Source organism: Enterocloster sp. 210928-DFI.2.20 (genome assembly GCF_020554465.1).
Classification (GTDB): domain Bacteria; phylum Bacillota; class Clostridia; order Lachnospirales; family Lachnospiraceae; genus Enterocloster; species Enterocloster bolteae.
Genome location: NZ_JAJCHK010000074.1, coordinates 1 through 3,181 on the forward strand (window position 1 = coordinate 1; position 3,181 = coordinate 3,181).

Annotated in this window: 4 protein-coding genes; all 4 read left to right on the forward strand. The window is 44.3% G+C overall.

Annotated features, from left to right (window positions below; translation table 11 throughout):
- The first annotated feature begins 252 nt into the window (after window positions 1–252).
- The 4 genes from LI015_RS27745 to LI015_RS27760 all read left to right on the forward strand — a co-directional run bounded on the left by LI015_RS27745 (window position 253) and on the right by LI015_RS27760 (window position 3,016).
- The gene (locus tag LI015_RS27745) at window positions 253–1,089 is read left to right on the forward strand and encodes a hypothetical protein (RefSeq protein ID WP_227126758.1); all 837 of its coding nucleotides are present in this window, start codon (window positions 253–255) and stop codon (window positions 1,087–1,089) included.
- A gap of 71 nt (window positions 1,090–1,160) precedes the next feature.
- Entirely contained in the window at window positions 1,161–1,736 is a 576-nt protein-coding gene (locus LI015_RS27750; RefSeq protein WP_002566099.1) for a TetR/AcrR family transcriptional regulator, read from the forward strand.
- 81 nt (window positions 1,737–1,817) lie between these two features.
- Window positions 1,818–2,159, forward strand: a complete 342-nt coding sequence (locus LI015_RS27755; protein ID WP_227126759.1) for a DUF1330 domain-containing protein — start codon at window positions 1,818–1,820, stop codon at window positions 2,157–2,159.
- Entirely contained in the window at window positions 2,156–3,016 is an 861-nt protein-coding gene (locus LI015_RS27760; RefSeq protein WP_002566101.1) for an MBL fold metallo-hydrolase, read from the forward strand. The genes LI015_RS27755 and LI015_RS27760 overlap by 4 nt, the downstream gene beginning before the upstream one ends.
- The last annotated feature ends 165 nt before the right edge of the window (window positions 3,017–3,181 follow it).

The window sequence follows — 3,181 nt, forward strand, 5'->3', positions numbered from 1 at the left end:
CCACCTTGCCAAGGTGGGGGCCGCGGGTTCGAATCCCGTCTCGCGCTTTTTTGTTGTTTAACCGGAGCTTTGTGATTTTATGATACAGGGTGCTCCGGTTTTTTTGTTTTTATATTTTCCATCCAGAAGTATAATTGTAACTGTTCAGGACGGCGCATGGAACTGTTACGTATAATTTAAGTTGATTTTAGGTTCTTGTCCCTGGAAAAGAGAAGTATATTGGAAGTATAAGACTAAGGGAGGGCAACTGATATGAAGATAACGGATAAGAGGGTTGTGTATAAAAGAGCCGCGGATAAGAGTGCCGCCAGTAGAAAAAGATGCTCGATGATGGTAATTGCAGTGCTGCTAGCCACTGCTGCTTTGAGTATGAACGCGTTTGCAGGGCAGTGGAGGCAGGATAATACCGGCTGGTGGTATCAAAATGAGAGCGGGGCGTATTTAAAAAATGAATGGTCCTGGATAGACGGAAGATGCTACTATTTTAATGAGGATGGCTATTGCCTCCAAAACACCCAAACACCAGATGGGTACAGCGTTGACATGCAGGGGGCCTGGATTGAGGACGGAGTGGTGCAAATGCAGCAAGAGGTTCAGGCGCAGATGCAGGAACAGGCAGAGGTGCCCCAACAGGAGCTGACAGGTGTGCAGGAGCAGGGCCAGGACAGCGGCGCAATAAAACAGATTGGTAATGTGCTTCTCACAGTTCCCGAAGAATTTGTATTTCATTCCTCTGATGAGAGGGGAATATATATGACCAGTGTGGACGGCAGCAGCCTTATCTGCATCATGTCAGAATCCCTCGCGGACTTTGGCGGATATGCAGACCTGGTATACACCTACCAGGAAAGCGTACTGGACGCAGCTGTGGAAGCAGAGTTGGGGACACCCCAGACCAAGACAACCAGGCAGCTTTCAAACGGACTCTGGTACAGTTATCACTATATGGATGCATCTTCCCTGGGCATACCCGGATTTTTGAAGGTTTATGCCAGAATCAATGGAGACAGACTGCAGATGGTTATGTTCGGCGGCTCTATATCGTCACTGGATACGGAGGAAATAATGAACAGCTTGACCTTTTTGTGACAGGAAGCCTTGACAGGGAGATGGGATTATTGTATGATGCAAGTGTACACTTGCGCTTTGGGGAGGGTGATATGGACCAGACAGGACAGAATATTATAGATGCAGCCATGGAACTTGTAGTGGAGAGAGGATATACAGCTACCACTACAAAGGATATCGCAAAACGTGCCGGGGTGAACGAGTGTACTATCTTCAGAAAATTTAAGGGGAAGAAGGAAATTGTGCTTCAGGCCATGGGACAGAAAAGATGGCATCCGGATTTGGAACCGGATGATTTTATGATTGAGACGGGTAATCTGACAGAGGACCTGTGCCAATTTGCCCGTATTTACATGAAAAAAGTCACGCCGGAATTTGTTAAGCTCTCCCTGGGACTGCGTACACCAGAGCTGGCGGAGGATACAAGGGAAGGGATCTTAGCCATTCCCCAGGTCTTTAAAACCGGTGTTACGGCATATTTCAGGAAAATGTATGAGAAGGGAAAGCTCATATCGGATGATTACGAGAGTATGGCCATGATGTTTTTGTCGTTGAATTTTGGATTTGTATTTTTTAAGGCCTCTTTTGGCAGCGGCCTGACTGAGATGAAAGCAGATGAGTATATTATTAAAATGGTAGATGCGTTTGTCCATGGAGTGGCCAAGTAAATGCATAAATATATGGTACCATACGGTGCCATTTATTTTTAATAGTTATGCAAGTGGATACTTGCGTAGAAAGGAGAAGATATGAGCTGTTACTTTATTATTTCTGTTTTCCTGGAGCCAGGAAAGGACCGGGCAGATTATGACGATTACATAAAACGGGTCAGGCCTATTGTGGAAGAACACGGAGGAAGGTATGTGGTGAGGAGCGAAGGGATTGAATATATAGGGAAAGACTGGCATCCGGACCGCTTCATTATGATATGGTTTCCGGACAGGGAGAGCATAGACCGGTGTTTTTCCTCAGAGAAATACAGAAAAATCATGAGTAAAAGGAAAAATACAGTGGACAGCCAGGCCATTATTGTCACGGCAGGGGAGAGGTATGGGGATAACAGTGGTAAGAGAGAGAGGAGAATGGAATGAAGATAAATGACAGAGTTCATCAGCTGCGCGTTCAGTTTAATATTACACCTGAAATCACAAGATATGTCTATGTGTATATCATAACAGGAAAGAAAGGATGTTACCTGGTTGACGCAGGGGTAAAAGGATGTGATAAAAAAATTGAGGAATATATACATAAAATTGGAAAAAACAGAGAAAATATAAATGCTGTACTGTTGACCCATTCCCATCCGGACCATATTGGTGCCCTAAAAACCATAAAGGAAATGTATTCCTGCTGCGTATATGCCAGCAGGGGAGAGCGGGATTGGATTGAGGATATAGATCTTCAATATGAGAAACGGCCCATACCTGGCTTTTATAGTCTGGTGGATGGTTCTGTTACGGTGGACCGTATCTTGTCTGACGGGGATCTGCTGTGCCTGGAACCTGGGATTACCATTCAGGTAATAGGCGCACCCGGCCATTCCAGAGAATCATTGTGTTTTTATTACAGGGAGCAGAAAATACTTTTTACCGGAGATTCCATACCGGAGCCATCAGACGTTTTGATTTATGATGACTCTCATGCCAGTGAGGAAACATTAAAGCGTCTGGAACGATTGGAGGAAGTTGATGTGTATTGTCCAGCGTGGGATAAGGTTTATGACAAAAGAACAGGGATAGCCATGATTCATGAAGGACTCTCAAGGATATCCAAGATCAGGAGGTGTACAGAAGGATACAGAGGAGGTATGGGGAAAGAAAGTACTCAGAGGCTGTTTGAGCTGATATGCGAGGCATGTAATATGGCTGAATATAAAAAGAATCCCTTGTTTATGCGTTCTGTCATGTCGGATTTAAGCCGGTTAAACCAGGGGAATCATAGGGATTGAAACAGGTTGGATATAGAAAAATGCAAAAAATGAAAAAAGTTGAAAAAACCTGTTGACATTTGTTGAAGCATCTGGTAAGATATCTCTTGCGCTGCGGTGAGTACCAAAAGCGCAAGAGAATAAGAAATAAAAAAATGAAAAAAGTTGTTGACAAACACAAGCGAC

Coding starts and splice junctions, on each gene's coding strand:
- LI015_RS27755 (WP_227126759.1), top strand. CDS start 1,818: ATGAGCTGTTACTTTATTATTTCTGTTTTCCTGGAGCCAGGAAAGGAC.
- LI015_RS27750 (WP_002566099.1), top strand. CDS start 1,161: ATGGACCAGACAGGACAGAATATTATAGATGCAGCCATGGAACTTGTA.
- LI015_RS27745 (WP_227126758.1), top strand. CDS start 253: ATGAAGATAACGGATAAGAGGGTTGTGTATAAAAGAGCCGCGGATAAG.
- LI015_RS27760 (WP_002566101.1), top strand. CDS start 2,156: ATGAAGATAAATGACAGAGTTCATCAGCTGCGCGTTCAGTTTAATATT.